The sequence below is a fragment of the Mesorhizobium sp. M0518 genome, assembly GCF_040321125.1.
In the GTDB taxonomy this organism is placed as follows: Bacteria; Pseudomonadota; Alphaproteobacteria; order Rhizobiales; family Rhizobiaceae; genus Mesorhizobium.
This window is the reverse complement of sequence record NZ_JAMYQY010000029.1, coordinates 16720-40820: the sequence shown is the minus strand read 5'-3', so window position 1 is coordinate 40820 and position 24101 is coordinate 16720. Positions and strand designations below refer to the sequence as shown.

Genomic DNA, 24101 nt, shown 5'->3' with positions numbered 1-24101 from the left:
GAAACCGTTGCGCATTTCCCCGTACCTGGCCTGGAGCAATTCTAGGAAAAGTGTGAAGCGGTTTTCCGTCTAGAATCGCGTCAAAACAAAGAATTAGAGCAGCTCGCCGTTCCGTGAAACGGTGAAATGCTCTAAGAAGGCCTGTCGCGGTCGCGCAACTCACGCATCATCAAGGCCGCTTCGGTGCGGTTTCGCACATTGAGCTTCGACAGCACCCCGGTCATGTGGTGCTTGACGGTCTTCTCCTGCAGCTCAAGCCGCAAGGCGACTTCCTTGTTGCTCAGCCCCTCCGCCACCAGCCGCAGGATTTCCGTCTGCCGATCGGTGAGCTGCCGCAGCCGTTCCGCAATGCCGTCGGTCGGCTGCTGGGACTGGAGATCCGAAAGCAGCCGGGCCGACAGCGTCGGCGACAGATAGCTTTCGCCGGCTGCAACATTGCGCAGGATGTCGGCGAGCCCGCGCGACCCGACGCCTTTGAGGACATAGCCATTCACCCCTGCGTTCAGCGCCTTTGTCACATCGGCATTGGCCTCCGAAACGGTCAGCATGACGATCTTCTGGGCGGGATGGCTGGCGAGGATGCTTGCGACCGCGGTCAGCCCGCCGCCCGGCATGGAGATATCGAGCAGCAAGATGTCGGGCCGCACCGTCGTGGCGAGGCGTTCGGCATCCTGCGCCGTGGCGCCCTCGCCAACCATCTCGAAGCCCCCGATCTCCGACAGGCTGCGCGTCACACCTTCGCGAAAGAGGGGATGATCGTCGACAATGGCGATGCGGATGGTACCAGTCATGCTTGCTCCTCGACCGACAGACGGATCACCAAACGCGTACCTTGCGGCCCAGTCAAGGTTTCGAACTGTCCGCCAATGCTTTCGACCCGCTCCCTGAGGCCGGCGAGGCCGAGACCCTCGACCCGTGCCGCCGGATCGAAACCCGGCCCGCCGTCCGACACTTCGACAAAAAGCCTGCCACCTTTCATCCCGGCGCTCACTGCCTGATCCTTGCCTAGCCCGTGGCGATAGGCGTTGTTCAGCCCTTCCTGAACGAAACGATAGATGCTGATCTTCTCGGAAGCGCCGGGTTCCGGCAACTGTCCGGCCAGCGTCAGCGTCACCGACGTTCCCGTCCTCTGCTCGTGTTCCTTGACGGCCAGCCGCAGAATGTCGTTTGCGGCAGCCGTCTCGATCTGCGGAAGGACAAGGCCGGTGCAGATGCCGCGTATTTCACGCATCGCATCCTCCAGTGTCTTGCGGATCATCGCGACCTCGGTCGAACGGCTTACGCCCGAATGGCCATCGCTGGAAAATATCGGACTATCCATGCGCAGCGCCGCCAGGGCCACGAGTTGGGCCGGGCCGTCATGGAGGTCGGCGCCGATACGGCGCAGATATCTTTCGTTGAGCGCGGTGGCGCGGCGAGAGGCCCGTTGCACGCGCAGTCGCAAGGCACTGTTTTGCGCCACCAGACCCTGCAGCTCCGACACTTGGCGGCGCAGCGCCCCACGCTGATCGTCGATGGTGCGGCTGCCGCGCAGGACGATGCCCGACAGGAGCAGGAATGCCGCCAGGGTCGCGCCGGCCACGATCAGCCAGCTCGACCACAGGGCGGACGCCAGGGTGGCCTGGAAATCGTCGGCGATCTCATAGAACTCGGTGACCGCCACCACCTCGCCCGACCAGGGCTCGCGCACGGGATTGTAGATCTCCAGCAAGGGCAAGCGGGTAGCCTTCTCCTCGCGTTCATCATCATCGAATGTATTGAATTCAGCGACGACGTTGCCTTCGAAGGCGGAACGCAGATTGTCGCTCGGACCGAAGCGGCGGCCGATCAGGGCCGTCTCCTTGGCGTAGAGAACCGTCCCGTCGCGGCGCCAGAGTACGAACGATTCGAGGCGCTTACCAAGCGCGCCCTGGCCAAGCGTCTCGTCCAGCGCCTGCTTGACGGACTCGCTGAGCTCCTGCTCCTTGCGCAAGTCGGGAAGCAGCGGCGCAATCACGCTGTCGACATAGAGCGCCGTCGTGGCGGCCGAATTGCGGATGACGCCGTCCCGGATCTGCGCCGTCACCCAGGTGCCCACCACCAACATGACAGCCAGCAGGCCAAAGCCGCCGGCAATGACGAATTGCAGGGCAAGGGAAAGCTCGCTCCAGCGCCGCACCAGGTTTTGAAAACTGCGAATCATGAGCCCCTGACCGCCCTTCGAACCGACAGATTGGGCGATGGTAGTACTTTGAGCTTCCGGCTTGCCATTGCCAAGAGCTTCGTTTGGTCGAGGTCGCTTGACGTCCCGGCGCGCTTGGGAAACAACGTCCGCGACACACGCGGCGGGAGCCGCTTCGAGAGGGGACGGAGCGTTGAGTTTTTCAGGATTGCTGCAGCTCGGCTTTTCGACGGTCATTTTCCTGCTGGCGGCGACAGCCGCCAAGCAATGGGGCCTGGCGCCGAGCCTTGGCAAGATCGCGCTGACGCTGGCACTCTATTCGCTGGGCAATCTGATCATGCTGCGGCTGATCCGCGAATTCGGCATGTCGGTGTCGTTCAGCCTTTCCGCCGTCATCCAGCTGGTCTCGGTGAACGTCGTGGCACTGGTCTTCTTCGGCGAGCGCGTCAATGCGCTGCAGGCGACCGGGATCATGCTGGCGATCGCAGCGGTGGCGCTGATCACGCTCGGACCCTATCTGCAAGGCCGGCTGTAACGGGCGAATTGCCGATGAAGAACGCCGCGAACGCTTTGCTCAACCGGGTTGAATTCCCGGTGCTGCTGGCCGGCCTGGTCATCGCCGCCGGCCTGTGGGGATTCGAGGAGCTGATGGAGATGGCGCGCGCCACCACGCCGCACGCCTTCGATACCGAAATCCTGCTCGCCTTCCGCCAGGCGGGCCGCCCTGACAGCCCGGTCGGCCCGCTGTGGCTGCAAGGGGCGATGCGCGACATCACCAGCCTCGGCAGCGGCAGCGTGCTGGTGCTGATCGTGACGGCGGTCATCGTGTATCTCCTGCTTATCCGCAGGCCGGCGACCGCCCTTTTCATCTTCGTGGCGGTGGCCGGGGGGCAGGTATTGTCGAGCCTGCTGAAAGCCGGCATCGACCGGCCGCGCCCCGAACTCGTCTCGCATCTCGTCAACGAAACGACGCTGTCTTTTCCGAGCGGCCACGCCATGCTGTCGGCGGTGACCTATCTGACGCTCGGCGCGCTGGCGGCACGCTTCCTGCCCGGTCGAACGACGAAGATCTATGTGCTGTCGCTGGCGGTGCTGACGACGCTGCTGGTTGGCGTCAGCCGCATCTATCTTGGCGTCCACTGGCCATCGGACGTGCTTGCCGGCTGGTGCGCGGGCTTCGTCTGGGCGATGCTTTGCTGGCTCGCTGCCCGGGCGTGGCAGCGATGGCGTGGGCAGCACCCGGACGGCGAGACTGGAGACTAGATCAGCCGGTTGATCAGCCCGTGAAAGTATCTGAAAAAATGGTCAGTCAATGCGCCGCGCCTTACGTCCCAAACGTTCATACTAATGCTTGAAACATCACAATGATGGTATTATACCTCATTTCTGCAGACTCAGACGGGGATTCCGGCCGATGATCACTGCCGCGCAGATGCGTGCCGCAAGGGCGCTGGCCGGCATCGATCAGAAGACGCTCGCCGAGCGCGCCGGCGTTTCGCTTCCGACCATCCAGCGCATGGAGGCGAGCGATGGCGTGGTCAGGGGCGTGGTCGACACGCTGATGAAGGTCATCCAGGCTCTCGACGAGGCCGGGGTGGAGCTGATCGGCGAGAACCAGACCAGCGAGCGCGGCGGCCGGGGCGTGCGCCTCAAGCCTGCCGTGCCGCGGGGTCCCAAGGCTGAGCCGGCATAAAGTCGCGACGGCGACCGCCGACAGCCCTGCCGACGATCCCGCCGCCTTTCAGGGTGCGAAAGGCAGTCCATGGATCAGACGCAGCGGGCAGTGCATGAACCGGCCCACAGGTCGGTAAAGCCGACATTTTCCGAATTGTTCACACCGAAGCTGGTGACGGTCTGGCGCGAGGGCTACACCTTCGCCGACTTCAAGGCGGACGCCATTGCCGGGCTGACGGTCGCCATCGTCGCGCTGCCCTTGTCGATGGCGATCGCGATCGCTTCGGGGGTCGCTCCCGAGCGCGGCCTCTACACCTCGATCGTCGGCGGCTTCATCATTTCTGCGCTCGGCGGCAGCCGCTTCCAGATCGGCGGTCCGGCCGGCGCCTTCATTGTGCTGGTGGCAGCGACGGTTGCCCGCGTCGGCATCGATGGGCTGCTTTTGGCAACGATGATGGCAGGGGTCTTCCTGCTCGCCATCGGCTATCTTCGTCTCGGCACCTACATCAAATTCATTCCCTATCCGGTGACGGTCGGCTTCACCGCCGGCATCGCCGTCATCATCTTTTCAGGACAGATCGTCGAACTGTTCGGGCTGAAGCTTGCCGGCAAGGAGCCGGGACCGCTGGTGCCGAAGCTGATCGCGGTCGCCGAGGCGGCCGGCACCATCAACCCGGCGGCGACCTTGGTGGCGGTGTTGACCATCGTCACCATCGCCGGCCTGAAACGCTGGCGGCCGACATCGCCCGCAATGCTCATCGCCATCGGGCTGGCATCGCTGGTCGTGGCGCTTCTCTCGCTGCCCGCCGAGACGATCGGCACCCGCTTTGGCGGCATCCAGCGCAGCCTGCAAATGCCCGCTCTGCCACCGGTCAGCCTGGACAGGATGATTGACGTGCTGCCGGATGCCATCGCCTTCGCCTTGCTGGGCGCCATCGAATCGCTGCTGTCGGCGGTGGTCGCCGATGGAATGACGGGCCGACGGCATCGTTCCAACTGCGAACTGGTGGCGCAAGGCTTCGCCAACATCGCGTCCGCCCTGTTCGGCGGCATCTGCGCCACAGGCACCATCGCCCGCACGGCGACCAATGTGCGGGCCGGCGCCCACGGACCGGTTTCGGGCATCGTCCACTCAGCCATCCTGCTCGCTTTGATGCTGGTGGCGGCGCCGCTCGCCAGCTACATCCCGCTCGCCGCCCTTGCCGGCGTGCTGGCGGTCGTGTGCTGGAACATGTTCGAGAAACAGGCCTTCGCCACCTTGCTGCGTGCCTCACGCGGCGACGCGCTGGTGCTGATGGCGACCTTCCTGCTCGTCATCTTCCGCGATCTCACTGAAGGCATCGTCGTCGGCTTCGTGCTGGGGTCGATCCTGTTCATCGACCGCATGGCCAAATCGATTGCGGTCGAGGCCGATCAGCCGCTGGTGCAGGAGGATGTCGCCGACAGCACCAACGCCTACGATGCCAGCGAGGCGACCGACGCCGACACCGTGGTCTACCGCATCTCCGGCGCTTTCTTCTTCGGCGCCGCGTCGACCGTCGGCACCGTGCTCGACCGCATCGCCGACCAGCGCAAAAACTTCATCCTCGATTGCTCGGCCGTACCGTTCTTCGATTCGACGGCGGCCAACGTCATCGAGGGCGCCGCCCACAAGGCGAAACGCGCCGGCGTCCGCTTCATCATATCAGGTGCCGCGCCGCAGATCCGGCGTATGCTGATCAACCACGGCGTCAAGCGCCCGCTGGTGACCTATGCCGCCTCGATCAAGGATGCGCGGGCGCAGCTGAAAGGGAAGCTGGAGGCAGAGTAGAAATCGGGATTTGCCGGTCGGCGGGCCACACAGGTGTCCGCCGGTTGAACGCAAACGTTTTGGCCCTGGGTTGACTCACGCACGGCGCGACGTGAACGGCCGCTTTGCGCCCTCGTTTCCGCCATTCAGACTATCGTTGCAGCTTCCCGAAAGCTGACGGTCTGCTAAGCCAGCACTAAGGCCTCGAATGGGGTGGTAGCAGGTTACGCCGCCGGTCAGCCCGCTGCCCAACGATAATGGTCGCGTTGATGTCAATGCGAGCCCCAAATATCATGCAAGTACTCCTGGGCTATCCGCCCGGGTGGTCGTGCCACCGTGCGCGGCGATGAACATGGCGACGGCCGACCGGCAATAGGATTCGATTTCGTTGTCGTCCTCTGCTCTCGCCTCATCGAAGCGTGCGATAATCAGGAGATCGGATCCTTTGATAAGCGCGGCAAACAGGCGGGCGGACCGGAGAGGATCGGTCACGTTCAGAACCGCCTTCGCGTGCAACTGACGCAACAGGGCCTCGATTTGGGCGATGACATGGGCGGGGCCGGCTTCGTAATGGAGCTTGCTTAACGACTTTTGATTCGTCTTGTCGGCCATGATCATGGCTTCGACACTGCGGACGTCCGGGTTCAACAGCGTGCGAAGCAGGGATGATCCCACCACCATGAGCTGATCTTCGGCCGAACCGTCGACGCCTTCAAAAAGGGCCTGTGGTGCAAACTGATGGCAGCGGGCCGCGATGGCCGCGCTGAACAGCGCCTCCTTGTTCTCGAAGTGCCGATAGATGCTGAGCTTGGATATCTTCGCTCTCTGGGCGACCTTGTCCAATGTCGTCGCATGAAAACCCAATTCCTCAAAGAGTTCGCACGCGGCGTCGACTATCGTTTGGCCAAGCGCCTCATTGGCGGGCCGGCCGCGCCGGCCCTGGCTGTTTTCGGTCACGACAATTCCAGTCCTTGACAGTATCATAATTCTTGAATTACGATACCACGCAGTGTCAAAAATGTGCAAGCCAGGCCAAGCCATCCCTCATCCACACACGGAGCCCATCACCATGGATGACGTCATCATCATCGGCGGCAGCTTTGCCGGTCTCGCCGCCGCCCTGCAGCTCGGACGTGCCCGCCGCAAGGTCACCGTTCTCGATACCGGCCTGCCGCGCAACCGCTTCGCCGGCCACTCGCATGGTCTGCTCGGCCACGATCACAAGCCACCGCTGGACATCCTGGCCGAAGCGCGGAAGCAACTGGCGCGTTATCCCACGATCAGGCTGGTCAATGGCCGGGCCGACAGCATCTCCGGCACCATCGACGATTTCTCGGTCCTCACTGGCGATGGCGAACACCTTGGGGCGCGCCGCCTGATCCTGAGTTATGGCGTCGCCGACCAGATGCCGGATGTTCCGGGCTTTGCCGAAAGCTGGGGCACATCCATTGTGCCCTGCCCCTATTGCGATGGCTTTGAAGTCGCCGACCAGCATTGGGGCCTCGTCTGGTCCGGCCCGCCGTCGCACAATTATGTCAGGCTGTACCACGACTGGACCGAAACATTGACGGTCTTCGCCGATGGTCACGACATTTCACCCGATGTTCGGGCCGATCTGGCGCGCCGCAACATACCTGTCGTTGATGGCCGGATCGCCGAAATCGCCCATCATCGGGGCCATATCACCACCGTTAATCTCGAGAGCGGCCGCAATGCCGCGGTCGACATCCTGTTCGCGCATCCGCGCAACAAGCCGTCCGCAAGCCTGCATGAATTAGTGGGCCTCGCCACGGTCAATACGCCCCTCGGCATCGCCATCAAGGTCGATGAGCGCCGCGAAACCAGCACGCCCGGCATCTATGCTGCCGGCGATCTTGCGAACCCGGCCATGGCCTCGGTCACCACGGCAATATCGCAAGGCGCGACGGCGGGTATCTCCGCCCAGCAGTCGATGCTGGTTTGAGAACACAGATTCCCCTCTCCGCACCGGCCTCCCTACGTCGTCGCCACCGTCGGCTGCCCGACAATACCAGCCAGTCTGCTGCCGGCCCCAATTGAGCCGTCGGTACGCCCGCAACCCGATGTCCGCTTTCGATGCCTCTCCACTAGAAGCTGACGGACTGCTACCGGCCCAAAGGCGACATCAAAATATCTGCTTGGCAATGTACGCTATTGGCGCTTGGCGGGCCGATCCGGGCGACGTCGTTTACTAGCCACAATAAGAGTTCGAGTTGGCGATCCTCGCCGATGAACGACAGGGGCTGTTGGCGAACGTCTCAGAGATCGGCCCTGAGGCACCGATCATGGCTCTCAGTCGAGCTTCAGCGCAGCCACTTCGCCCTCGTTCATCAACGGCACATAGAGGATCGACTTGCCGTCGGTGCCGATGTCGGCGCTGCCCGGTTTGAAATGCGCCAACGCTTCCGGCGCGCCGCCGGCTTGATAGCGGTAGAGCGTGCCGGTCATGTAGGCGGTGGCGAAGATGGTGTCGCCGATGGCGATGACGCCATCGAGATCGGCGAATTTCTGCGCGCCCGGCAAGGGCGAAACCACCTTGCTGGCGATGTCGACCGACAGCAGCCCACCCGGCTCCGCCGTGCTGAAGTCGGACTTGATGTCCTTGCCCCAGGAGGCGACGATCAGCCTGTTGCCATCGGCGAAGACGCCGTTGGGCGAAGCCAGCATCGCATCCCTGGCGAACAGTTCCGGTTGTTCGCCGTCGATACGATAGATCGTGTCGGCCAGCATGTCGGTGACATAGATCTTGCCTGATTGGTCCGATGTCATGTCGTTCAGGAAAACAGCGTTCGGTACCGTGATGCTGGCGACGAGCTTGCCGCTGGCGAGGTCGACGACGCGAACCTTGGTGATGTCGGCGACATAGAGCTTGCCGCCCGCTATCGCCATTCCCTTGGGCGCGTCCATGCCGTCGGTCCAGTGCCGGGTGACCGTCCTGCCGTCCACGGACAGCACGCTGAGATAGCCGTTGCCGTCGGCGTCGCCGGGATTGCCGACGATATTGGAAACGATAAGGCGATTGTTGGCTGCGTCGAACAGTGCCGATTCCGGTTGTTCGAGGCCGGTGGCGCGCCAGAGTTCTCCAGCCTCGGCGGCAGGCGCGCCTGCGATGCCGATGACGGCGAGAAAGGCTGATGTGACGAGGGTGTTCATGGCTGCTCTCCTGTGATGACGGCGGAGAGCTATGATTTTCGATATTTTCAGGAAAGGTCGATAACCTCTAGTATCGAAAGTCGATACGAAACCCACGGCAAGAGGTGCATTCCATGAACGGCCTTATCTTCGGCGCGTTGAAGCGGACGCTGAAGGCGAAGGGCGTCACCTATCGCGAGCTTGCCGAACGCATGGGGGTTTCCGAGCCGACGGTGAAGCGCATCTTCCACGAGCGCAACTGCAAGCTCGACCGGCTGGTGGAGATCTGCGCTGCCGCCGGTGTCGAGCTGGAGAACGTGCTCGGCTCGATGAACCGGGGGCCAGGGCCGGTCAACCGCATCGCGCCGGAGATCGAACGCAGGCTCGCCGGCCGGCCGGCACTGCTGTTCATCTTCGTCATGCTGTCGGAAAAATTCACGCCCGAGGGCATCATGCGCTCGCAAGGCCTGAGCGAAGCCTCGATGTTCCTCTATCTGCGCGATCTCGAGGAGCTCGGCCTGATCGCGCTCGGCCGCGGGCTCACGGCGAGATTGCTTGTCGAGACGCCGATCCAGTGGAATTTCGAAGGGCCGCTGCGGCCGCTGTTCGAGATGACCAACAAGAACTTCATCGGCTGGGCGATCACCCATATCGACAGGGAAGCGACCTTCGTCAGCTTTAGCAGGCGGATGCGGCCGGAGACGGCGGAGATGGTGCGACGCGAGGCGCAGGACCTCGCCGATCGCGCCAAACTGCTGGCCCATCACGATCAGCACACGACGCCGGAAGACGGGCTGGTCGGCTACAAATGGACGTTTGCCTTTGGCGCGACGCCATTCCCGGCGATCATGCCGATCGGGCCGCACGCGCGAGATGCCGGTGCGAGAGCAACGGACCCGGCCGCCAAGACACGGCGGCCGCTGCCGGCCTGATCGGCCAATCGTCTCAGCATGATTGCATCTGGCGGCTGAGCTTGCCGCGCACGGCCCTGGCGGTGCCGATGGCCACCATTTTCGCCGCTGTCTTGCCGCCTGGGCCTGCCATGCGGCCGGCGATGCCGACCGCGCCATTGACCGCGCCCATCATCTTCATCTGCCCGGCCGTCTCGTTCATGCTGGCCCTGCAGTCCTGCATTTTCCTGGTCGCCTCGACTGCAGCCAGGGCCTCGCCAAGGCCCTCCGGCGAGTCCGGGCCGGCCGCCAGCTCCGCCAATTGCGCATGCTGCTCTGGCGTGATCGGCGGGCTGGCGGCCGTCTGGCTGCAGCTGGACGCCAGCAGGCAGATAAGCATCGCGATCGGGCTGCCCCGCCTGACACGTGCCGTGGTTGGAAAAATGCCGCGATGTTCGGCCTCGAGGCTCCCGCTCGGAGTTGCTTTTCCCGCCACCCGTTTCCTGTTGCCCAACATCCTATCGCCCCATCGCCGGGCCGAGGATGAGGCTGCGGATTTTTGGCGTCAGCGGCCTGACGACATCGGCGAAGGGGCCGCCCTCGGCCCGCAAAGCCATCAACCCTTCGACCTCTTCGTTGATGGCGTCGATGGTCTCTGTCTTCTGCGCGTCGGTCAGCTCCTTCATGCCGGATATGGCATTCCTGAGCTTGGCGAAAATGGCATCGAGTTCTGCGACCGGCATCGTCGCCAGGAACCCGCGCATGGTCTCGCCAAGCGCGATCTTCCAGCTGTCGGCGGTGAAACCGGCTGTGTCGATCAAGCCCTTGTCCGCGGCATCGCGCTCGTACCAGTCGGCGGCGATCTCCTCGTCATAGGCGAACTGACCGAATTCGGGTTGCAAGGCCTCGATCAGGCCGACGACCGCCGACGCATCCCGCGCTGTCAGCGCCAAGGCCTGCGGGCTGTCGAAGATCATGCCGGCAAGTGCGAGCGCGCCGGCCAGCCGGCGCATGGCTGCGAAACGCCGCTCAGCCATAACAATCCTCCGCAATGCCGGCCCGGGCACTGCTCGTCGCCTGGGACTGCAGAACCGAGCCGCCGATCGAGGCGGCCTGGCCGGCAATGACCCCACCATTGCCAGCCAGACCGCCAAGACCCCCCGCCATCGACAGGACACCGCCGAGCAGAGCCGCATTGGTCTGCGCCTTCGCCGCCGTCTTGGCGGCATCGGCGCAGGCCGTTTCCGTCGTCGGTTCGTTCTGGGCCTTCTTGCTGCCGGCCGCGCTCGCGATCGATGCCGGGTTGTTGTCGGCCTGGCCCGTTTGGCAGCCCGCCAGGGCAAGGGTCAGGGCCAGGAAAATGATCCTTTTCATGGTGCTGCTCATCATCGGGCAGCGCGCGGCGGCAGCTTGGCCTCGCGATGATCGGTCACCGCGTTGCCCAAGGCGATCGACAGCAGATAGACGCGCGGATTGAAGCCCGCCGCGGCCAGTGCCGACAGCGTCTTGAACAATTGCAAATGAAACATCGTGCCCCCTTGGATTGCCGCCAATGCGGTTCCGGTTTTGGAATCGCGCCGCAAACTAGGGGCATCGAAGGGGGTCAGCTTGGACAGAACGGCACTGAAAGCGGCCAAAACGGCCCGGGATTGACGTTTTGCAGGCCGCGGCGCATATGACCGCGCTCTTGGGCATGGGGGTGTCGATGACTGCGACGATGGGGCCGTCAGCTTCGTTCAGGCTGGCGACGGAGATGTTTCCGGAGCGGGATCGCGTCGAGATTACGCGCGAGGTTTACGGCCGCACCGTTCTGAGGGTGGACCTCGATCCGCTGGCGCCGGCGCAGATCGACATGCGGGTGCGCGCGTTGCCGGGCCTCGGCATCGCCACCGGCAGCTCATCGGAATTCCGGGTGCATCATACGTCGTCGCTGATCGACAACGACGACTTCGTTCTTCTGGCGGCCCTCGACGGGGGCAGCGTGATGAAGCATCGCGGCCGCGAGGAGGCGGTCGGCAACGGCCAGGCGCTCATGATGAGCGGTGAAGAGGTTGGCCTCAACCTGATCGGCGCCGGCGGGTTCCGCTTCGTCAATCTCAGTTTTTCGCGCAAGCAGCTTTCGCCTCTGATCGGCGATCCGGCCGCGGTCCTTATGCGGCCCTTGCCGACCCAGAGCGGGGCGATGCGGCTGTTGCTCGACTATATCAGCTCGATCCAGGAGGTCGGAGACGAGTTGACCGCGGAGGCCTGCCACCTTGCGGCGACGCATGTCTTCCACCTTGCCGCACTCGCCATGGGCGCGACCAGGGATGCGGCCCAGATCGCACGCGGCCGCGGCGTCAGCGTTGCCCGCTTGCGCGCCATCAAGGCCGATATCGTCGCGCATGGTGGCCATGTCGACCTGTCGGCGCAGGACGTCGCCGCCCGCCACGGACTGTCGGCCCGCTACGTCCGCAAGCTGTTCGAGAGCGATGGCACATCCTTGATTGATTTCATGATGAACCAGCGGCTGGCGCGCGCCCATCGCATGCTCGGCGATCCACGCCATGCCGGACGCAGCATCACCGCGATCGCCTACGAGGCCGGCTTCAACGACCTTTCCTATTTCAACCGGGCGTTCCGTCGCCGTTATGACGCTACTCCCTCGGACGTGCGGGCCGCGGCTTGCAAGCACTGACGCCAAAGCGCCGTCGGCCGGCGCGCTCCCGGGCCGTCCACGCGGTTGGACTCATTTGATCGCGTCTATTCGGCGGCCTTCGCCCCGGGATCGGCAATCTTGTCGTCCCAGACCATCTGCCGGTAGTCGAAACCATATTCCAGCGTCGGCTTGACGATGCGGAAATAGGGCGACAGGTCGAAATCGCGCGGCGTGTAGAGCGAGTGGTGGCGGATGTGCAGGATCTCCTTGCGCGAGTAATTCGACTGCGCCGAGGCGCGGCCGGGCGCACGGGTGATCTCGGGCAGGATCGGATAGCGGATCTGGCCATAGGCCTCGGCGATCAGCGTAGAGCAGATCGCCCGTGTCGGGTCGCCGGAGCCGAAGGCCAGCATGCGGCGCCGCCAGCGCACCGGCACCGGCGGTGTCGGGAAGAAAAAACGCAGCATGTCGAAAATGTTCTTGAGGTCGTATTTCAGGCCGAGCCTGCCGATCATGAACGCGACGACCTTGTCGCGATCCTCCGGCGCCAGCCCGCTCGCCCGGCAGATGCGGGTGTTGTAGGTGCGGTAGCGCGACAATGGCACGGCGACGCAGCCTTCGCCGATCGTGACCTCGATCAGGCGCGGCCGCTCCGAGCCGTCTTGCGGCTCTGGCAAGGCGTCGCCGACATGGAAGGCCGCATGCGACCAGGTCGACTGGGTCAGGTATTTGATCGCCGCCGAGATCTTCTGGTTGCCCTCGATCAGCAGGATGTCGCCGGGCTCAAGCGTGCGGCGCAGCGTTTCGGCATCGGACGGTGTGTAGGGCTCGTAGCCGGAGGATTCTTCCTGCAGCCGGCCGGCAAGCCAGCGGCCAAGTCGATCCAGAAGCGTGTCGCCGGGCTCGGTCATGCCCCATGGCGATTAGCATGGGCGGGTAATGAGGGCTAGCGCACGCCTTTCCTCCCCCTGTCCGGACCGAGAGGAAAGGCGCCAAGTCAGCTTGCCGTCGCAGCGGCCTCTTCCGGCGGCGCAGCCAGATCGTCACGCGCCTTGCGGGCCAGTTTGCGTGTCGAGCGTTTGGGACTGTCGCTGAACAGTTCGGCCGCCTCAGCAAGGCAGCTCTTCTTCAGCTGCTTCTCCGACCGTTTCAACAGCTTGCCCAGAAGTTTCGTGTCCTCGGGCAGCCCGAGCGGCTGGTCGTCGGCCTCGAGCAGCGCGCGCATCACCAGCACATCGTGCAGGTCGCCCAGCCGCTCGCCCAGTTCGTCGACCGCCTTGCGCCGGGCCTTGATCGGTGTCGGCCACAGCCTGCCGAGCAGCGACAGATGCATGCCGTGGGTCTTGGCCGCCTTGCGCAAATCGTGGAAATCATCGGCCGCGCCCCGCGATCCGGCCTTGTCGAGCGCCTTCCTGGCACGGCGCAGCGTGACGCGGGCACCTTCGGCAAGCACGTCGGCCGCCTGTTCCGGCTGGTCGGGCAAGGCCAGCGCTTCGATGCGTTTGAGGCCATCCTCGCAAGCGGCGGTCGCCGCGCCGATCGCCGCTTCGAGCCCGCTGCCTTCGTGCAGTTCATGCTGGCGCGCGATCAGCCTGTCGCGCGCAGCAGTAAGCCCATCGTCGGCGCTCTCCTTGGGAAAGCTCGCCGCCAGCCGGTCGATGGTCTCGATCAGCGCAGTCGCCTCGCGCGGACCGGCAAGCAGGCCGGCCACATTGCGATAGCATTGGTTCTCGGTCTCACAGAACGTTTCGTCGCCGGAACGAACAAGCCGCAGCAGGGCGCGGGCGCTCTTCAGTCGCTTGCGGCATTTGTGCAGCGCCTGTTCCGGGCGGCTCCGTGCGGCGTCAAGGTGATGCAGCGCCTTGCCGATTTCCTCGGCAAGGATACGCCTGACCTCGCCGGTCAGCGGCAGGCGCGGATCGATACGAAAGCTCATGCGGCGATCTCCGGTATCCCCCCAAGGGCGAGCGACGCGTTGTAGAACTTTGACTCGCCGGTGACTTCACGGCCGAGCCAGTCAGGCAGCATTTCGTCCGGCACGTCCTCCGGCGTCTCAAGTTCGGCGATCACAAGTCCCGCAAGCGGACCGCCAAAGACATCGATTTCGTAGAGATAGCCACGGTGCCTAACATGGTGACGTGTCTTCTCGATGACACGTCCGATGGCGAAGTCCAGCATCTCCACCGCCTCCGACAGCGGGATCGAATATTCGAATTCGTCGCGTTCGCGCGCCTTGCTGCCGAATTTGAGCGTCAGCCTGGCGGAAGTGCCATCGCTGATGCGAATGCGCACCGTGCGCCCGGGGCCGGCAGCGAGATAGAACTGAAGAATGCGGATATTGGCCTCGGCCAACTCCCGCCATGCGGTGCTGGTGACCAGGAATTTTCGTTCGACTTCCTTGCCCATGGCCGCGCACTAAAGCGTTTGCCGCCGTCGATGGCAAGGCAATGACGAACAGAAGTTGACTTTAATCAATCGATTGATTAACTGTTCTCATGATCAAACTACCTGAGCCTAAAATTCTTCGCCGCGAGCCCGCCGAGATGACGCGCGCGGCCCTTGTCCAGGCGGCGCTGAAGCTGTTCGGAAGGCAGGGCTTCGATGGCACCTCGACGCGCGAGATCGCCGCCGAGGCGCAAGCCAATATCGGCTCGATCGCCTATCATTTCGGCGGCAAGGAGGGTCTTCGCACGGCCGCCGCCGACTTTATCGTCGATACCATCCAGACGGTCGCCGGCCCGGCGCTCGGCAACGCGCAGGCGACCGCGCCGGTCGGTCCCGAGGCAGCGCAGGCGCAGCTCTTCGCGGCGCTGGAGCGAATGGTCGGCTTTGTCGTGGCCAGTCCGCAGGCCGGCGAGATCGTGCAGTTCATCCTGCGCGAACTTTCCCATCCAACGGCAGCCCTCGATCGTATCTATGACGGTGTCTTCGAGCCGAGCCATCGCCGGCTGTGCCAACTCTGGGAACAGGCGACCGACGAGCCGGCCGAAAGCGAGGCCACAAGGCTCACCGTGTTCACGCTGATTGGCCAGGTCATCTATTTCCGCATCGGCCGCGAGGCGGTGATGCGCCGCATGGGCTGGAAAGACATCGGCGCCGCCGAGGCGGCCAAGGTGGTGGCGGTCACATCGGGTAATCTCAAGGCCATATTGGCTTTCAGAAAGAGCAAAGCATGAAGGGGCAAAGACCATGAGCTTTCTGTGTTCGCTGCCGCTCGCCGCGCAGCTCTTCTCGGCCTGTGCCCCGGCTGCCCCGCTGGCCGTCGGCTATGTCGAAGGCGACTATGTGCTGCTGGCGCCGATCGAGGTGGCGCAGGTCGAGACCGTCACGGTGAAGCGCGGCGACCGTGTGGTGCCTGGCACGACCGTGGTGACGCTGGAAAGTGCCGATGCCAAGATCGCGGTTGCGCAGGCGCAGGCCGGCCTTGCCCAGGCCCAGGCGCAGTTGGCCGACCTGCAGATCGGCAAGCGGCCGGAAGAGATCGCCGTGCTGAAGGCCGAGGTCGACATGGCCAGCGCCCAGGCCGCCGACGCCAAGCGCAAATACGACCGCGCCGCCGATCTGTTCAAGCGCGGCGCCGGCACGCAGGCCGATTTCGACACCGCGTCGGCCACGCTCGAGACGGCCAATGCGCAGGTCGGCCAGGCCAATGCCAATCTCGCCGTCGGCGGCCTGCCGGCACGGCCCGAAACGATCAAGGCCGCCGACAATCAGGTCAAGCAGGCGCAGGCCGCGTTGGAGCAGGCGCAGTGGCGGCTGTCGAAACGGGTGCTGGCGGCGCCTTCGCCGGGCCGCGTCAACGATGTCATCCGCAATCCGGGCGACACATCAGGTCCGACCGCGCCGGTCATCTCGATCCTGCCCGACGGCGCGGTGAAGCTCAGCGTCTACATTCCAGAGAGCGCTTTCTCCTCGGTCAAGGTCGGCACCTTGCTCGGCGTCCATTGCGACGGCTGCGGCCCGGATGTGAAGGCGCGCGTCAGCTATGTCTCGCCGGATCCCGAGTTCACCCCGCCGGTGATCTACTCCCTGGAGAACCGGCAAAAGCTGGTCTACCTCGTCGAGGCGCGGCCGGAGGGCGATGCCGGCCCGCTGCAACCGGGCCAGATCGTCGATGTCGATCTGGCGGACAGCGCAAGATGAACGCCATCGACGTCCATGGCTTGGTCAAGCGTTTTGGCGACAAGACCGTCGTCGATCATGTGACGATGTCGGTCGCCGAGGGCGAGATCGTCGGCTTTCTCGGCCCCAACGGCTCGGGCAAGACCACCACCATCCGCATCATGTGCGGTCTGCTGACGCCGGACGAAGGCGAAGGCACGGTGCTCGGCTTCAACATCCGCACCGAGAGCCTGCGCATCAAGCGCGAAGTCGGCTACATGACGCAGAAATTCTCCTTCTACGAGGATCTGACGATCGGCGAGAATCTCGAATTCGTCGCGCGGCTCTACCGGCTGAAGCCGGTCGAAGAGCATGTGGCGCGCACGTTGGAGGACCTCGGCCTGACGTCGCGCCGCAACCAGCTGGCCGGCACCTTGTCGGGCGGCTGGAAGCAGCGGCTGGCGCTGGCCGCCTGCATCATGCACAAGCCGAAATTGCTGCTGCTCGACGAGCCTACGGCCGGTGTCGACCCGAAGGCTCGGCGCGAGTTCTGGGACGAGATCCATCGCCTCGCCAGCGGCGGGCTGACCGTGCTGGTCTCCACCCACTACATGGACGAAGCCGAGCGCTGCCACCGCATCAGCTACATCTCCTATGGCAAGATGCTGGCCACCGGCACTGTCGCCGAAGTGGTGAAAAATGCCGGGTTGACCACTTTCGTCCTCCAGGGCCCGCGGCTCGATCAGATCGCCGAAGCGCTGCAGGGCCGCGCCGGCGTCGACCAGGTGGCGCCGTTCGGCGCGACGCTGCATGTCGTCGGCTCTGACAAGAAGAAGCTCGAAGCCGCGCTCGCCGATGTCGAGAGAGAGCACAAGGGCGTGAAAGTTTCGCCCGGCGAAACCAGCCTCGAGGACGTCTTCATCCAGTTCATGTCCGGCTCGAAGGACAACATGGCATGAACAGCGTCTTTTCCTTCGCCCGGCTTGGCGCGCTGCTGATCAAGGAATTCATCCAGATGCGGCGCGACCGCATCACCTTCGCCATGATGCTGGGCGTCCCGCTGATACAGTTGGTGCTTTTCGGCTACGCCATCAACAACGATCCGAAAAGCCTGCCGGCAGCACTCGTGGCGACGAGCAACGATCCCTACACGCGTGCCATTGTCGCGGCGCTGCAGACCACCGGCTACTACCGTTTCGACCATGTCGCACAAAGTGCCGCCGAGGCCGAGTTCCTGATATCGCGCGGCGACGTCGCCTTCGTCGTCACCATCCCCGCCGATTTTGCCAGGAGGGTGGAGAGCGGCAACAACCCGCAGATACTCATCGAGGCGGACGCCACCGACCCGGCGGTGGCCAGCGGCGCCATCTCGACGCTCGGCACCGTCGCCAGTCAGGCGCTGCTGAGGGCGCAAGGCACGCAGGAAGCCGCCGCCGAGGCCGCCAAGGGTCAGCTCGATGTCGTCGTACACCGGCGCTACAATCCCGAAGGCATCTCGCAATACAACATCGTGCCCGGCCTGCTCGGCGTCATCCTGCAGATGACCATGGTGATGATGACCTCGATCGCGCTGACGCGCGAGACCGAGCGCGGCACGATGGAAAACCTGCTGGCGATGCCGTCCAGCCCGCTCGAGATCATGATGGGCAAGGTGCTGCCCTATCTGGCGGTCGGCGGCGTGCAGATGGTGGTGGTGCTGGCGGCGGCGAAGCTTCTGTTCGCCATCCCCTTCACCGGATCGATGTCGCTGCTCCTGACCGCCGTGCTGATCTTCGTGCTGGCGCTGGTGCTGCTCGGCTATACGATTTCGACCATCGCCCGCACGCAGATGCAGGCCCTGCAACTGACCTTCTTCTTCTTCCTGCCGTCGATCATGCTGTCGGGTTTTATGTTCCCCTATCGCGGCATGCCGGACTGGGCGCAAATCTTCGGCGAGATCTTCCCGCTGACGCATTTCCTGCGCATCACCCGCGCCGTGATGCTGAAGGGCGCCGAACTGCCGGCGGTGGCAGACGAGATCGGCTGGCTGGTGGTGTTCGTGGCCTTGTTTGCCGGCGTGGCACTGGTAAGGTTCAGGCGCACGCTGGATTAGGCGCCGCACGACCTCCACAGTTTTGGTACCAGCCTTTGCGGCGTCGTCATCCTATGGTCTGCGCTGCGTCGCTTCGCTCCTTGCTCCGCCCGTGGATGACGAAGGGAGAAATGCTTCCGCCAATCTCCATGGTTTGTAACTGCCACTAACCGTTGAGCGATTTCGGGCCGCTGACAAACACGCTTCCCTTGACATAGAATCGCAGCAGGCGGTCCGCATCCTTCGAAATGCCGATCCTGACGCTCTGTCCGATTTCGCCGGCCTCGTCACTATCGCGTGCCAGCCATAGCTGGCCTTTGCGGCAAAGATCGAGCCCGTCGAGCGAACGATCGATCCGCAACGCCTGGGCCAGCCTTCCCGGTCCTCGCGCCAGGTCGCGCAGGCGCTCGGTGCCGCGATTGACCCGCATGATCGCAATGCCCTCGAGCGGCTCGAGCGCCCTGATCAGCACGCCGGTTCCGACCCCTGGCATCTCGCTCGAGACATTGAGCATGTAGGAGATGCCGTAGGAGAGATAGACATAGGCATGCCCAGCGTCGAGAAACAGCGAACGGTTGCGCGGGGTCATCCCCCGGTAACCGTGTCCGGCGGCGTCACCGGTCACATAGGCCTCGGTCTCGACGATGCGGCCGCTGGCGATGCCTTCGGGCAGTTCGCGCACCACGATCTTGCCGATGAGGGTGCGGGCAAGGGATGCCGTATCGTCGGGCAGCTCGGAACGCGTGAGCGGGCGGTAGATGATCATGCTCAGCGCGGCGACGATTTGGCGGCGGGCGAGGAGTGATCCAAGGCGGAGCCTGTCGCCAGATACTCCATATCAGATCCCCTTAGACATCGCCGTCTCAAGCAGCCGCCATGATCCCGGCATAAGTGCCGAAATCGACATTGCCGCCGGACAGCACCACGGCAACGCATTTGCCCGACAGTTCGATCTCGCCCGATGACAGTGCTGCCAGCGCCACGCAGCCGCCGGGCTCGACCACCAGCTTGAGATAAGCCATGGCGTCGCGCATCGCCTGAGCCGCCGCCTGGTCCGAGACGGCGATGCCACCGGTGAGGTTCCTGCGGTTGATCTCGAAGGTGATCACGCCAGGCTCGGCGGTTAGCAGCGCGTCGCAGATCGAGGCGTAGCCGGGCTCGTTCGAAACCCTGGCACCGGCGGCCAGCGACCGGCGGGTGTCGTCGAAATGCTCGGGCTCCACAGCCCAGACCGCGGTGTCAGGCGAGGCGTCTTTGACCGCAATCGAAATGCCGCTGGTCAGGCCGCCGCCGCCGCAGGGAACGACCACCGCGTCGAGGTCGACGCCAAGTGTTTTTGCCTGGCGCATCAATTCGAGGCCGATCGTGCCCTGGCCGGCAATGATGGCCGGATCGTCGAAAGGCGGCACCAGCACCATGCCTCTCTCCATGTAAGGACGGATCACGGTCATGCGGTCGTCGCGAAAGCGGTCGAACGGGACCACCTCCGCGCCCATCTTGCGCACGTTGGCGATCTTCATCGCCGGCGCGTCCGAAGGCATGGCGATCACCGCCCTGACGCCGAACATCGCGGCCGAAGCGGCGACGCCTTGCGCATGATTGCCCGACGAGAAAGCGACGACACCTTGGCTGCGTTCCGCCTCGCCGAGCGACGACAGCTTGTTGTAGGCGCCGCGGAATTTGAACGAGCCGGTACGCTGCAGCGTCTCCGGCTTGAACAGGATGCGGCCGCCGAAGCGCTTGTTCAGCTCCTGCGATTCGAGCAACGGGGTTTCGACGATCAGGCCGGAGAGACGCGCGGCGGCGGCGTGGATGTCGGCGATGCCGGGAGGGGTGGTCATGGCGGGTCCTGCGGAAACATGTTGCCCTTCATGATGCCCGCAAAGGGAGGCGGCGCACCAATGAAAAAATGTGACCGTTACAAAGTTTGGCGGGTCATGAACGGCGCTTGCGCCGCCCCTCACCTGCCTGCCGGCATCCTCTCCCCGTATAGTGACGGGGAGAGGGGCCTTCATCAACGGTTTCGCCAATCACTAGCGTTGCAGGAAGAGTGCCGAGGTTGCGGCCGGCGTCTTTCTCCCCGTTCTACGGGGAGAAATGCCCGGCAGGGCAATGAGGGGCGGCGCCGAGATGGGCAGTTAACTCCCTACTTATCCGAGCAAAGTCCTCTGCCTCTTGCCCCCACCCAGCTTGCGCCAGTTGTTGAACCGGTGGCTGGCGGCGGCAAACGAGATCTTCATCTGCTGGGCGACCGAATAGCGCGACTTGCCCTCGTCGAACATGCGGTAGCAGCACTCGACGCCCTCCTCGGTCAGTTTGCCGTCCGGCGCCTTGTTGTGCGGGTTGGCGGGATCGAATTTCTCGACCTGCTGCTCGACCAGCCCCTTCAGGCGTTGCAGGTCGGCCTCGATGCTGGCGATGAGATCGAGAACGGGCTTGGGATCATAGGGGTGCGGAGGCTGTTTTGCCGTCATCTGCCGGTTCCTTGTTCTTGGCTTGAGTCCAGCAATATAGGTGAACATTCACTGATAATGAAGGGTCACCGCGGGCGCGGGGCTTCAACAATTCTTGACCGCGACCCAGCGCGCAATTGACCGAAGGCGTTCAAAACCCTAGTTTAGAACTATTCTAAACTAGGGTGAATTCCTCATGCTTTCCCGTGTTTTCGGCTTCGGCCGCCGCCCCTTCGAATCGCTCTCCGAACAGGAGATCCTGGCGCTGGCCATTTCCTCCGAGGAGGATGACGGACGCATCTACCGCGCCTATGCCGACGGCCTGACGGAAAACTTCCCGCAATCGGCAAAAGTGTTCGAGGAGATGGCCGAGGAAGAGGATGGCCATCGCGATGCGCTGATCGAGCTGTTCCGCAAACGGTTCGGCGAGCGCATACCGCTGATCCGGCGCGAACATGTGAAGGGCTATTACGAGCGCAAGCCCGACTGGCTGGTCCGGCCGCTCGGCATCGAGCACGTCCGCAGCCAGGCCGAGGCGATGGAGCGGCAAGCCTACCTTTTCTATGTCGAGGCGGCCAAGCGCACGGCGGATGCCTCGACGCGAAAACTGCTCGACGATCTGGCGGTGGCCGAACTGGGCCATGAGACCCTGGCGCAGCGTCTGGAGCAGAAACATGTGCCGGGCGAAGTGAAGGATGAAGAGACCGCCGCCGAGCAGCGCCAGTTCATCCTCACCTATGTGCAACCAGGGCTGGCCGGGCTGATGGACGGATCGGTGTCCACTCTGGCGCCGATCTTTGCCGCCGCCTTCGCCACGCATGACACCTGGCAGACGCTGTTGGTTGGGCTTGCCGCCTCGATCGGCGCCGGCATTTCGATGGGCTTCACCGAGGTCGCTTCCGACGACGGCAAGCTGTCGGGCCGCGGCTCGCCGATCAAGCGCGGTTTGACCGTCGGCATCATGACGACGTTGGGCGGTCTCGGACACGCGCTCCCCTATCTCATTCCGAGCTTCTGGACGGCGACGGGTGTCGCTGCAGTGGTGGTGTTCTTCGAACTGTGGGCGATCGCTTTTGTCCAGAACCGCTACATGCAGACGCCCTTCCTGCGTGCCGCCTTCCAGGTGGTGCTGGGCGGCGCCCTGGTGTTCGCGGCCGGCGTGCTGATCGGGAATGCGTAACCGCAAAGCGCCCCCTCACCCAGCCTCCGCTTCGCTCGGCTGACCTCTCCCCGAGGGGAGAGGAGACTACCAGCGCCGGCGCCAACTCTTCTCCCCTGGGGGAGAAGGTGGCCGCGAAGCGGCCGGATGAGGGGGCGACGGCGCGGCGATCGGCTACCACTCACCCATTCACCGCCCGGCTATCCCTAGGCGCCTCGTCCCTCTCCGTCAGCCCATAATCCCTCACCACATGGGCGATGCGCAGTCGGTAGCCGGCAAAGATGCCGCCACGACCGGCCTGCTGCGCCTGCCGGTGTTCTTCGGTGCTGCGCCAGGCCTTGACCGCTTCCTCGTCGCGCCAGAACGACAGCGACAGGACGCGGTTCGGATCGGCCAGGCTCTGGAAGCGCTCGATCGACAGAAAGCCGTCGATGCCGTCGAGCAGCGGCCGCAGATCGGCGGCGATGCTCAGATATGCATCGCGCCTGCCCGCCGCCGGCTCGACCTCGAAGATGACGGCAATCACGGCAGCACCAGTTTCGCGTGCGGGCCCGAGACGTGCTTCAGGAACATGCGGTCCTCCTTGAGGATGAATCTTTCACGCTTGGCAAACTCGTAGTTTGCCTTGCCGGCGGGATGGGCGGCAAGTCGCGCGCGGTAGGCCTCATAGGCCGCCAGGCTGTCGATGTTGTAGGCGGCATAGGCCGTTGTCGCCGAGCCTTCATGAGGCGCGTAATAACCGATCAAATCGGCGCCGCAGCGTGGAATGGCCTGGCCCCAGTTGCGGGCGTACTCCTCGAAGGCCGCCTTGCCGAACGGGTCGATCTCATAGCGGATGAAGCAAGTGATGGTCATTGTGGTCTCCTCGGGATTGCGTCAATAGTTCGAGCCGCATCGAAACGTCCTGCCGCCCGACCTGCTAGGGCTGCCAGAAGGATTTCGCGCATTCGCGGCGCACGTCTTGCCGTGTAAGGCCAAGATCGCGCAGCTGATGATCGTCGATCTCGGCAAGGTCGAGGCGCTGCAGATGACGGTCATACCAGCGGGCCAGCAGCCGCGAACGCAACCAGGTGACGAACGGGAACGATTGTCGGCTGGGGAGCGCCGAGGGGAAAGCGGTTCGTGCGGCCATCGTCGTCTCCTTGATCTCACCTGAGAATAGTGATTATCTGACAAGGATGCTTCGATGAGGAACGAACCATGCGCGAAGGACCAGACATCGCCCGCATCGCCAGCCTGGTCGGCGACCCGGCACGGGCAAACATGCTGAATGCCCTGATGGGCGGCACGGCGCTGACGGCGAGCGAGCTGGCGCTCGAGGCCGGCGTCTCGCTGCCGACCGCCAGCTCGCACCTGGGCAAACTGATGGAAGGTGGGCTGCTCACGGTGGCGAGCCAGGGCCGGCATCGCTATTACGGCCTCGCCGGACCGCAGGTGGCGGGCATGATCGAAGCCATCACAGGTGTCGCGGAAGCCGTCGGTCCAAAGCGTGTGCGCCCGGGTCCGCGCGATGGCGCCATGCGCGTGGCGCGCGTCTGCTACGATCACCTCGCTGGCGAGCAGGCGGTGACGATGCTCGATCGGCTCGTCGCCAAAAACGTGCTGGTCCGCGACGAACAGGAGATCAGGCTCGGTCCTTCGGCCGCATCGCATTTCGCAGCGATAGGCATCGACGTCTACACCAAGCCGCGACGGCCGGTGTGCCGCGCTTGCCTCGACTGGAGCGTGCGGCGCTCACACCTCGCCGGCACACTGGGCGCCGCCATCCTCGACAAGATCCTTGCCGAGAAATGGGCGCGCCGCGAGAAGGACAGCCGCGCGGTGATCTTCTCGCCGCCGGGTAGGCAGGCGTTTGAGAGGGTGTTTTTGACGTGAGACGTCGGCGGGACAACGCCCCCCTCTGCCCTGCCGGGCATCTCCCCCTCTTGGGGGAGATTGGCAGTTTCATCGTTTCGCTCACCTTACAGCGTTGATAGTTGGCGAAAGCGGTGGAGCGCATAATCTCCCCCTTGAGG

General features: G+C 64.1%; 30 protein-coding genes. 13 read left to right on the top strand and 17 right to left on the bottom strand.

All coding sequences use genetic code 11. The annotated features are described in order from the left end of the window. Nucleotides 1–131: 131 nt before the first annotated feature. The gene (locus tag NKI66_RS29230) at nucleotides 132–791 is read right to left on the bottom strand and encodes a response regulator (protein WP_023813468.1); all 660 of its coding nucleotides are present in this window, start codon (nucleotides 789–791) and stop codon (nucleotides 132–134) included. Next, nucleotides 788–2182: a sensor histidine kinase gene (locus tag NKI66_RS29225; RefSeq protein ID WP_023813469.1), complete on the bottom strand. Its 1395-nt coding sequence runs from the start codon at nucleotides 2180–2182 to the stop codon at nucleotides 788–790. The genes NKI66_RS29230 and NKI66_RS29225 overlap by 4 nt, the downstream gene beginning before the upstream one ends. A gap of 172 nt (nucleotides 2183–2354) precedes the next feature. Between NKI66_RS29225 and NKI66_RS29220 the strand changes: the two genes are divergently transcribed. The 4 genes from NKI66_RS29220 (at nucleotide 2355) to NKI66_RS29205 (ending at nucleotide 5645) form a co-directional block, all read left to right on the top strand. After that, on the top strand, nucleotides 2355–2696 hold the full coding sequence (locus tag NKI66_RS29220) for a hypothetical protein (protein WP_013528672.1): 342 nt from the start codon (nucleotides 2355–2357) through the stop codon (nucleotides 2694–2696). Between the two features lie 14 nt (nucleotides 2697–2710). Continuing rightward, nucleotides 2711–3424, top strand: coding sequence for a phosphatase PAP2 family protein (locus NKI66_RS29215; protein ID WP_023813471.1), 714 nt, complete (start codon nucleotides 2711–2713; stop codon nucleotides 3422–3424). A gap of 151 nt (nucleotides 3425–3575) precedes the next feature. After that, nucleotides 3576–3854 carry a helix-turn-helix domain-containing protein gene (locus NKI66_RS29210; protein ID WP_023813472.1) on the top strand — a complete coding sequence of 93 codons (279 nt, stop codon included), beginning with the start codon at nucleotides 3576–3578 and terminating at the stop codon, nucleotides 3852–3854. A 69-nt stretch (nucleotides 3855–3923) separates the two neighbouring features. Further along, on the top strand, nucleotides 3924–5645 hold the full coding sequence (locus tag NKI66_RS29205) for a SulP family inorganic anion transporter (protein ID WP_023813473.1): 1722 nt from the start codon (nucleotides 3924–3926) through the stop codon (nucleotides 5643–5645). 270 nt (nucleotides 5646–5915) lie between these two features. On the opposite strand, the gene NKI66_RS29200 is transcribed toward NKI66_RS29205, so the two are convergent. Beyond that, nucleotides 5916–6587 carry a TetR/AcrR family transcriptional regulator gene (locus NKI66_RS29200; protein WP_502895366.1) on the bottom strand — a complete coding sequence of 224 codons (672 nt, stop codon included), beginning with the start codon at nucleotides 6585–6587 and terminating at the stop codon, nucleotides 5916–5918. A gap of 106 nt (nucleotides 6588–6693) precedes the next feature. Here NKI66_RS29200 and NKI66_RS29195 point away from each other — a divergent pair, with 106 nt between their 5' ends. Next, the gene (locus NKI66_RS29195; RefSeq protein WP_023813475.1) at nucleotides 6694–7587 is read left to right on the top strand and encodes an NAD(P)/FAD-dependent oxidoreductase; all 894 of its coding nucleotides are present in this window, start codon (nucleotides 6694–6696) and stop codon (nucleotides 7585–7587) included. A gap of 347 nt (nucleotides 7588–7934) precedes the next feature. On the opposite strand, the gene NKI66_RS29190 is transcribed toward NKI66_RS29195, so the two are convergent. Beyond that, nucleotides 7935–8795: an SMP-30/gluconolactonase/LRE family protein gene (locus NKI66_RS29190; protein WP_023813476.1), complete on the bottom strand. Its 861-nt coding sequence runs from the start codon at nucleotides 8793–8795 to the stop codon at nucleotides 7935–7937. A gap of 113 nt (nucleotides 8796–8908) precedes the next feature. Between NKI66_RS29190 and NKI66_RS29185 the strand changes: the two genes are divergently transcribed. Then, nucleotides 8909–9706 carry a helix-turn-helix domain-containing protein gene (locus tag NKI66_RS29185; protein ID WP_023813477.1) on the top strand — a complete coding sequence of 266 codons (798 nt, stop codon included), beginning with the start codon at nucleotides 8909–8911 and terminating at the stop codon, nucleotides 9704–9706. A 13-nt stretch (nucleotides 9707–9719) separates the two neighbouring features. On the opposite strand, the gene NKI66_RS29180 is transcribed toward NKI66_RS29185, so the two are convergent. The 4 genes from NKI66_RS29180 to NKI66_RS29165 are packed head-to-tail and all read right to left on the bottom strand — an operon-like array spanning nucleotide 9720 to nucleotide 11193. Further along, nucleotides 9720–10160 carry a hypothetical protein gene (locus NKI66_RS29180; protein ID WP_164893054.1) on the bottom strand — a complete coding sequence of 147 codons (441 nt, stop codon included), beginning with the start codon at nucleotides 10158–10160 and terminating at the stop codon, nucleotides 9720–9722. Between the two features lie 22 nt (nucleotides 10161–10182). Next, on the bottom strand, nucleotides 10183–10701 hold the full coding sequence (locus tag NKI66_RS29175; RefSeq protein ID WP_023813479.1) for a hypothetical protein: 519 nt from the start codon (nucleotides 10699–10701) through the stop codon (nucleotides 10183–10185). Continuing rightward, nucleotides 10694–11038: a hypothetical protein gene (locus NKI66_RS29170; RefSeq protein ID WP_352613473.1), complete on the bottom strand. Its 345-nt coding sequence runs from the start codon at nucleotides 11036–11038 to the stop codon at nucleotides 10694–10696. Before NKI66_RS29170 ends, NKI66_RS29175 begins: the two co-directional genes overlap by 8 nt. Nucleotides 11039–11049: 11 nt before the next feature. Beyond that, nucleotides 11050–11193 carry a hypothetical protein gene (locus tag NKI66_RS29165; RefSeq protein WP_023813481.1) on the bottom strand — a complete coding sequence of 48 codons (144 nt, stop codon included), beginning with the start codon at nucleotides 11191–11193 and terminating at the stop codon, nucleotides 11050–11052. Nucleotides 11194–11339: 146 nt separating this feature from the next. On the opposite strand from NKI66_RS29165, the gene NKI66_RS29160 reads away from it, so the two are divergent. Further along, nucleotides 11340–12341, top strand: a complete 1002-nt coding sequence (locus NKI66_RS29160) for a helix-turn-helix transcriptional regulator (protein ID WP_245273289.1) — start codon at nucleotides 11340–11342, stop codon at nucleotides 12339–12341. A gap of 65 nt (nucleotides 12342–12406) precedes the next feature. Here NKI66_RS29160 and NKI66_RS29155 read toward each other — a convergent pair whose 3' ends face one another. The 3 genes from NKI66_RS29155 to NKI66_RS29145 form a co-directional block, all read right to left on the bottom strand. Further along, nucleotides 12407–13213, bottom strand: a complete 807-nt coding sequence (locus NKI66_RS29155) for a C40 family peptidase (protein WP_352677914.1) — start codon at nucleotides 13211–13213, stop codon at nucleotides 12407–12409. Between the two features lie 86 nt (nucleotides 13214–13299). Beyond that, nucleotides 13300–14238, bottom strand: a complete 939-nt coding sequence (locus NKI66_RS29150; protein ID WP_023813484.1) for a CHAD domain-containing protein — start codon at nucleotides 14236–14238, stop codon at nucleotides 13300–13302. Further along, nucleotides 14235–14708, bottom strand: coding sequence for a CYTH domain-containing protein (locus NKI66_RS29145; RefSeq protein ID WP_023813485.1), 474 nt, complete (start codon nucleotides 14706–14708; stop codon nucleotides 14235–14237). Before NKI66_RS29145 ends, NKI66_RS29150 begins: the two co-directional genes overlap by 4 nt. A gap of 89 nt (nucleotides 14709–14797) precedes the next feature. On the opposite strand from NKI66_RS29145, the gene NKI66_RS29140 reads away from it, so the two are divergent. Genes NKI66_RS29140 through NKI66_RS29125 form a run of 4 tightly spaced genes read left to right on the top strand, consistent with a single transcriptional unit; the run spans nucleotide 14798 to nucleotide 18495 of the window. Further along, nucleotides 14798–15478 (top strand): CerR family C-terminal domain-containing protein, encoded by a 681-nt coding sequence (locus tag NKI66_RS29140; RefSeq protein ID WP_031213671.1) that lies wholly within the window; start codon nucleotides 14798–14800, stop codon nucleotides 15476–15478. Between the two features lie 13 nt (nucleotides 15479–15491). After that, nucleotides 15492–16445 carry an HlyD family secretion protein gene (locus NKI66_RS29135; RefSeq protein ID WP_023813487.1) on the top strand — a complete coding sequence of 318 codons (954 nt, stop codon included), beginning with the start codon at nucleotides 15492–15494 and terminating at the stop codon, nucleotides 16443–16445. Continuing rightward, on the top strand, nucleotides 16442–17362 hold the full coding sequence (locus tag NKI66_RS29130; protein WP_023813488.1) for an ABC transporter ATP-binding protein: 921 nt from the start codon (nucleotides 16442–16444) through the stop codon (nucleotides 17360–17362). The genes NKI66_RS29135 and NKI66_RS29130 overlap by 4 nt, the downstream gene beginning before the upstream one ends. Then, nucleotides 17359–18495 carry an ABC transporter permease gene (locus NKI66_RS29125; protein ID WP_023813489.1) on the top strand — a complete coding sequence of 379 codons (1137 nt, stop codon included), beginning with the start codon at nucleotides 17359–17361 and terminating at the stop codon, nucleotides 18493–18495. The genes NKI66_RS29130 and NKI66_RS29125 overlap by 4 nt, the downstream gene beginning before the upstream one ends. Nucleotides 18496–18640: 145 nt before the next feature. On the opposite strand, the gene NKI66_RS29120 is transcribed toward NKI66_RS29125, so the two are convergent. The 3 genes from NKI66_RS29120 to NKI66_RS29110 all read right to left on the bottom strand — a co-directional run bounded on the left by NKI66_RS29120 (nucleotide 18641) and on the right by NKI66_RS29110 (nucleotide 20948). Beyond that, the gene (locus NKI66_RS29120) at nucleotides 18641–19240 is read right to left on the bottom strand and encodes a DNA-3-methyladenine glycosylase (RefSeq protein WP_023813490.1); all 600 of its coding nucleotides are present in this window, start codon (nucleotides 19238–19240) and stop codon (nucleotides 18641–18643) included. A gap of 97 nt (nucleotides 19241–19337) precedes the next feature. Then, on the bottom strand, nucleotides 19338–20315 hold the full coding sequence (locus NKI66_RS29115; RefSeq protein ID WP_023813491.1) for a threonine/serine dehydratase family protein: 978 nt from the start codon (nucleotides 20313–20315) through the stop codon (nucleotides 19338–19340). A 309-nt stretch (nucleotides 20316–20624) separates the two neighbouring features. Then, nucleotides 20625–20948: a hypothetical protein gene (locus NKI66_RS29110; protein WP_023813492.1), complete on the bottom strand. Its 324-nt coding sequence runs from the start codon at nucleotides 20946–20948 to the stop codon at nucleotides 20625–20627. A gap of 175 nt (nucleotides 20949–21123) precedes the next feature. Between NKI66_RS29110 and mbfA the strand changes: the two genes are divergently transcribed. Next, nucleotides 21124–22107: an iron exporter MbfA gene (gene mbfA / locus NKI66_RS29105; protein WP_023813493.1), complete on the top strand. Its 984-nt coding sequence runs from the start codon at nucleotides 21124–21126 to the stop codon at nucleotides 22105–22107. Nucleotides 22108–22267: 160 nt separating this feature from the next. Here the strand turns inward: mbfA and NKI66_RS29100 are convergent, their stop codons facing one another. The 3 genes from NKI66_RS29100 to NKI66_RS29090 form a co-directional block, all read right to left on the bottom strand. Next, nucleotides 22268–22612 carry an antibiotic biosynthesis monooxygenase family protein gene (locus NKI66_RS29100; RefSeq protein ID WP_023813494.1) on the bottom strand — a complete coding sequence of 115 codons (345 nt, stop codon included), beginning with the start codon at nucleotides 22610–22612 and terminating at the stop codon, nucleotides 22268–22270. Then, nucleotides 22609–22941 (bottom strand): NIPSNAP family protein, encoded by a 333-nt coding sequence (locus NKI66_RS29095; RefSeq protein ID WP_023813495.1) that lies wholly within the window; start codon nucleotides 22939–22941, stop codon nucleotides 22609–22611. Before NKI66_RS29095 ends, NKI66_RS29100 begins: the two co-directional genes overlap by 4 nt. A 64-nt stretch (nucleotides 22942–23005) precedes the next feature. Next, nucleotides 23006–23218: a DUF1127 domain-containing protein gene (locus NKI66_RS29090; protein WP_023813496.1), complete on the bottom strand. Its 213-nt coding sequence runs from the start codon at nucleotides 23216–23218 to the stop codon at nucleotides 23006–23008. 68 nt (nucleotides 23219–23286) lie between these two features. On the opposite strand from NKI66_RS29090, the gene NKI66_RS29085 reads away from it, so the two are divergent. Then, complete coding sequence (locus NKI66_RS29085) at nucleotides 23287–23961, top strand: ArsR/SmtB family transcription factor (RefSeq protein ID WP_023813497.1); 675 nt, start codon at nucleotides 23287–23289, stop codon at nucleotides 23959–23961. Nucleotides 23962–24101: the final 140 nt, after the last annotated feature.

Excerpts from the sequence above, each read along its gene's own strand:
- NKI66_RS29230 (WP_023813468.1), bottom strand. The coding sequence starts at position 791 with ATGACTGGTACCATCCGCATCGCCATTGTCGACGATCATCCCCTCTTT.
- NKI66_RS29225 (WP_023813469.1), bottom strand. The coding sequence starts at position 2,182 with ATGATTCGCAGTTTTCAAAACCTGGTGCGGCGCTGGAGCGAGCTTTCC.
- NKI66_RS29215 (WP_023813471.1), top strand. The coding sequence starts at position 2,711 with ATGAAGAACGCCGCGAACGCTTTGCTCAACCGGGTTGAATTCCCGGTG.
- NKI66_RS29210 (WP_023813472.1), top strand. The coding sequence starts at position 3,576 with ATGATCACTGCCGCGCAGATGCGTGCCGCAAGGGCGCTGGCCGGCATC.
- NKI66_RS29205 (WP_023813473.1), top strand. The coding sequence starts at position 3,924 with ATGGATCAGACGCAGCGGGCAGTGCATGAACCGGCCCACAGGTCGGTA.
- NKI66_RS29195 (WP_023813475.1), top strand. The coding sequence starts at position 6,694 with ATGGATGACGTCATCATCATCGGCGGCAGCTTTGCCGGTCTCGCCGCC.
- NKI66_RS29190 (WP_023813476.1), bottom strand. The coding sequence starts at position 8,795 with ATGAACACCCTCGTCACATCAGCCTTTCTCGCCGTCATCGGCATCGCA.
- NKI66_RS29185 (WP_023813477.1), top strand. The coding sequence starts at position 8,909 with ATGAACGGCCTTATCTTCGGCGCGTTGAAGCGGACGCTGAAGGCGAAG.
- NKI66_RS29175 (WP_023813479.1), bottom strand. The coding sequence starts at position 10,701 with ATGGCTGAGCGGCGTTTCGCAGCCATGCGCCGGCTGGCCGGCGCGCTC.
- NKI66_RS29170 (WP_352613473.1), bottom strand. The coding sequence starts at position 11,038 with ATGAAAAGGATCATTTTCCTGGCCCTGACCCTTGCCCTGGCGGGCTGC.
- NKI66_RS29165 (WP_023813481.1), bottom strand. The coding sequence starts at position 11,193 with ATGTTTCATTTGCAATTGTTCAAGACGCTGTCGGCACTGGCCGCGGCG.
- NKI66_RS29160 (WP_245273289.1), top strand. The coding sequence starts at position 11,340 with ATGACCGCGCTCTTGGGCATGGGGGTGTCGATGACTGCGACGATGGGG.
- NKI66_RS29155 (WP_352677914.1), bottom strand. The coding sequence starts at position 13,213 with ATGACCGAGCCCGGCGACACGCTTCTGGATCGACTTGGCCGCTGGCTT.
- NKI66_RS29150 (WP_023813484.1), bottom strand. The coding sequence starts at position 14,238 with ATGAGCTTTCGTATCGATCCGCGCCTGCCGCTGACCGGCGAGGTCAGG.
- NKI66_RS29145 (WP_023813485.1), bottom strand. The coding sequence starts at position 14,708 with ATGGGCAAGGAAGTCGAACGAAAATTCCTGGTCACCAGCACCGCATGG.
- NKI66_RS29140 (WP_031213671.1), top strand. The coding sequence starts at position 14,798 with ATGATCAAACTACCTGAGCCTAAAATTCTTCGCCGCGAGCCCGCCGAG.
- NKI66_RS29135 (WP_023813487.1), top strand. The coding sequence starts at position 15,492 with ATGAGCTTTCTGTGTTCGCTGCCGCTCGCCGCGCAGCTCTTCTCGGCC.
- NKI66_RS29130 (WP_023813488.1), top strand. The coding sequence starts at position 16,442 with ATGAACGCCATCGACGTCCATGGCTTGGTCAAGCGTTTTGGCGACAAG.
- NKI66_RS29125 (WP_023813489.1), top strand. The coding sequence starts at position 17,359 with ATGAACAGCGTCTTTTCCTTCGCCCGGCTTGGCGCGCTGCTGATCAAG.
- NKI66_RS29120 (WP_023813490.1), bottom strand. The coding sequence starts at position 19,240 with ATGATCATCTACCGCCCGCTCACGCGTTCCGAGCTGCCCGACGATACG.
- NKI66_RS29115 (WP_023813491.1), bottom strand. The coding sequence starts at position 20,315 with ATGACCACCCCTCCCGGCATCGCCGACATCCACGCCGCCGCCGCGCGT.
- NKI66_RS29110 (WP_023813492.1), bottom strand. The coding sequence starts at position 20,948 with ATGACGGCAAAACAGCCTCCGCACCCCTATGATCCCAAGCCCGTTCTC.
- mbfA (WP_023813493.1), top strand. The coding sequence starts at position 21,124 with ATGCTTTCCCGTGTTTTCGGCTTCGGCCGCCGCCCCTTCGAATCGCTC.
- NKI66_RS29095 (WP_023813495.1), bottom strand. The coding sequence starts at position 22,941 with ATGACCATCACTTGCTTCATCCGCTATGAGATCGACCCGTTCGGCAAG.
- NKI66_RS29090 (WP_023813496.1), bottom strand. The coding sequence starts at position 23,218 with ATGGCCGCACGAACCGCTTTCCCCTCGGCGCTCCCCAGCCGACAATCG.
- NKI66_RS29085 (WP_023813497.1), top strand. The coding sequence starts at position 23,287 with ATGCGCGAAGGACCAGACATCGCCCGCATCGCCAGCCTGGTCGGCGAC.